Below are 3,189 nucleotides of genomic sequence, written 5' to 3'. Positions count from 1 at the left end.
TTCTGTTTTGTATTTTGCCATTAAAAAACTGACCTCCTTATGTTGGTTTTTAAGTCCAACTTTTGGGGGTCAGTTCAGGACCAGGTGGTTCTTCTTTTTTTCTTTAAAGGGAAGATTTTTATTTTTCTTTTGCTATAATTAGATTGAGGTGTTAAATGGTTTATTTTATTATTTTACTTATTTTAATAATTCTTTTGCTTCCGCAAATTCATTACAGAAAGTCAAACAATTTAAGTCAAAATGAAGGCGTGAATTTAAAATGTGATTTAATATTTAAAGATGAAGAGGTCAGTGGCCAAAGACAAGATCTTCAAAACTTTGGAAATGTAAAAGATTTTTATGAGCTTCCAAACTGCAAGAGCCTTAAGGTTAAGTCCTATGATGATTTTATTCTTAGTGCTGCATTTTTCCCAGTGGAAAATCCCAAGGCTCTTGTGCAAATTATTCACGGAGCCTTGGAGCACAAGGAAAGGTATTTTCATCTAATTAAATTTTTAAATGAAAATAATTACAGCGTCTTTATATCTGACAACAGAGGTCACGGGGCATCCCTTTCTGACAAGTACACCTTCGGCTACATTGACGGTGTTGAAAAAGTTGTTGACGATAATATTGCAATTACAAGGGCTCTTAAAGAGAAGTTTCCAGACAAAGAAATTTATTTGGTGGGGCATTCCCTTGGCACAGTTTTTGGAAGAATTTATCTTGAAGAGGCAGATGATTTAATTGATAAGCTAGTCTTGTCTGGTCCACCAAATTATATTCCAGAAGTTTCCCTTGCAATTTTTATTGGAAATTTTATAAATTTTTATTTTGGTGAAGAGAGAACAGTTTTTATCCTAAAAAAATTATACACTGGCGAGAAATTAAATTGGGACTGGTTAAGTTACAGTCAAGATAACATTGATGATGCAAAGAGTGATCCTCTTATGCCTAAAGTTTTTAAAAATCGCGGATATCTTGCCGTTTTTGAAGGTGTAAAGGAACTCAATAATTTTAAAAACTTTAAGTGCAAGAATCCAAATCTTAAAATTTTATTCCTTGCAGGTAAGGATGACGTGGTAATCGGCGGAGAAAGTGGCTTTGAAAGTTCAATTGATGCCCTAAAAAAGGTTGGCTACAAGAATATTGAAGCCAAGCTTTATGAGAATATGAAGCATGAAATTTTTAGGGAAGAGGACAGGGACAAGGTATTTAAAGACCTTGTGAACTTTTTTGACAACTGAATAGAAAAAATTTTTATAAGACAAAAAAGCTGACGCAAAAAATCTGCATCAGCTTTTTTTTATTTTTATGAAAAGTTTAAACAAAAATTATTAATCAAAATTTAGATCTTCAGTATCGTCGTTGTCATTCATAAAATAAACTAAGAGTTCGTTGGCCTTGTCAAAGTCATCTTCAGAGACATAGATGCCCTTTTCGTAAAGAGAAAATCCAGAGATGAGCCTCATATAATCGCCTTCGTCTTTAACAAAATATGGGATGGAATTGTCCTCTAGGAAGGCACAGATTTCGTCAAATAAAAGTTTATTAGTTGAAGTAACAAGTTTTACATATTCAATGTCTTTTTTCATATTATCACCTGCTAAAATTATACCCTTAATTGAAGAAAAATAAATTAAAAAATTTAGCTGGGAAAAACACTTTAGGGCTTTTATCTATTTAAAAAATATAAATTTTATGATACTATTTTTAGTATATGAAAAAGGAGGAGCGTATGTCAAAACAAAATGAAGGATTTTCATCAATCCTTGGATTTATTATGGTTGCCATTGGCCTTGCCCTTGGGATAGGTACTCTTTGGAGATTTCCCTATGTAGTTGGCGAAAACGGTGGAGCAATTTTTATATTTTTATACATTTTAATTATTTTAGTCATAGGGATTCCTCTTATGACTTGTGAAGTTACCATAGGTTATGCAACGGGGAATGCGGCAATAGATGCTTACAAGACTTTAAAACCTGGTACTAAGTGGTATTTAGCAGGCTATCTTCATACTCTAGCAGCAGTTATTATTGTAGGTTATACTTCACTTATATATGCCTGGATAATAAAATACATTGCAGGAGCTATTAGCGGAGATTTCGTAGGACTTACAAGCGAGGGAATACAAAATTATTTTGATACTTTTAATGCCAATAAGCCAATGGTATTTTTATTTTTCTTAATTAACTTTTTGCTCAATGATGCAGTAATTATTTTAGGAGTTCAAAAGGGAATAGAAAGAGTATCAAAAATTTTAATTCCAATCTTATTTGTAATTATGATTGTAATAATTATTTTTGGACTTAGACTTCCTGGTGCCAAGGAGGGACTTGCATTTTTATTTAAACCAGACCCTTCTAAATTCTCCATGAATTCAATAATAACTTGTCTAGGTCAAGCCTTCTTTGCCCTTGGACTAGCTATGCTTGGCTCCATGGTTTTTGGTTCCTACATCAAGGAAAAAGATGAAAACATCTTTAAGGATTCATCAGTAATTTGCCTTGCCCTTGTCTTTGCAGGAATTTTATCTGGACTTATGATTCTTCCAATTGTATTTGCAACAGGGCTTACACCAGGAGAAGGCGTTGGACTTACATTCTTGACTCTTCCACTTGCCTTTAATGTTGTGCCTTTTGGCAGAATCCTTTCAGTTTTATTTTACTTTGGATTTTACATTGCAGCCTTCACATCATCAGTTGGAGTATTAGAAGCAATAGTAGGACAATTTATGGAAAGATTTAAACTTGAAAGAATAAAAGCTCTTATGCTTGCAAGCATAATAATAATTGCAATTGCAGCTTTATCTATTTTCTATGATCCAGCCTTTGCCTTTATTGACAATGTAGAAAGTAATTACATCTTAGTAATAGGATGTCTATTAATTGCACTTTTCTCTGCCAGAGCCTGGAAGATGGAAAACTTGTTAGAAGCAGCAAACATTAAAAGTCCTTTTATAAGAACATGGATGAATGTAAGTATAAAATATATTTCACCTATTGTTATAGTGATAATATTCTTTAGTCAATTTATAAAATAATTTTTAGAAATCAAAAATCGCCTGGTTTTATGAGCCAAGCGATTTTTTATATTTAAAAATTATAAAAATAGGCAAGAAAAAAGACCCATCTGAAGTGAACCCGTAAACACGGAACAAATTTAATATTATATTAAGCGGAATGTAACCTATAATTTATAGGGGACATT

At 32.4% G+C, this 3,189-nt stretch carries 3 protein-coding genes; 2 read left to right on the top strand and 1 reads right to left on the bottom strand.

The window, feature by feature from the left end; all coding sequences use genetic code 11:
• Nucleotides 1-155: 155 nt before the first annotated feature.
• Complete coding sequence (locus WMO19_RS09565; protein ID WP_349171628.1) at nt 156-1,226, top strand: alpha/beta fold hydrolase; 1,071 nt, start codon at nt 156-158, stop codon at nt 1,224-1,226.
• A 90-nt stretch (nt 1,227-1,316) separates the two neighbouring features.
• On the opposite strand, the gene WMO19_RS09560 is transcribed toward WMO19_RS09565, so the two are convergent.
• Nucleotides 1,317-1,574: a putative signal transducing protein gene (locus WMO19_RS09560; RefSeq protein WP_288167317.1), complete on the bottom strand. Its 258-nt coding sequence runs from the start codon at nt 1,572-1,574 to the stop codon at nt 1,317-1,319.
• Nucleotides 1,575-1,717: 143 nt separating this feature from the next.
• Here WMO19_RS09560 and WMO19_RS09555 point away from each other — a divergent pair, with 143 nt between their 5' ends.
• Nucleotides 1,718-3,022, top strand: coding sequence for a sodium-dependent transporter (locus WMO19_RS09555; protein ID WP_349171626.1), 1,305 nt, complete (start codon nt 1,718-1,720; stop codon nt 3,020-3,022).
• Nucleotides 3,023-3,189: the final 167 nt, after the last annotated feature.

The sequence above is a fragment of the Peptoniphilus hominis (ex Hitch et al. 2025) genome, from assembly GCF_040096015.1.
Lineage (GTDB): Bacteria > Bacillota > Clostridia > Tissierellales > Peptoniphilaceae > Peptoniphilus_A > Peptoniphilus_A hominis.
The sequence above is the reverse complement of the archived record's forward strand: the minus strand, read 5'-3'. Positions and strand labels throughout refer to the sequence as shown.

Excerpts from the sequence above, each read along its gene's own strand:
- WMO19_RS09560 (WP_288167317.1), bottom strand. The coding sequence starts at position 1,574 with ATGAAAAAAGACATTGAATATGTAAAACTTGTTACTTCAACTAATAAA.
- WMO19_RS09565 (WP_349171628.1), top strand. The coding sequence starts at position 156 with ATGGTTTATTTTATTATTTTACTTATTTTAATAATTCTTTTGCTTCCG.
- WMO19_RS09555 (WP_349171626.1), top strand. The coding sequence starts at position 1,718 with ATGTCAAAACAAAATGAAGGATTTTCATCAATCCTTGGATTTATTATG.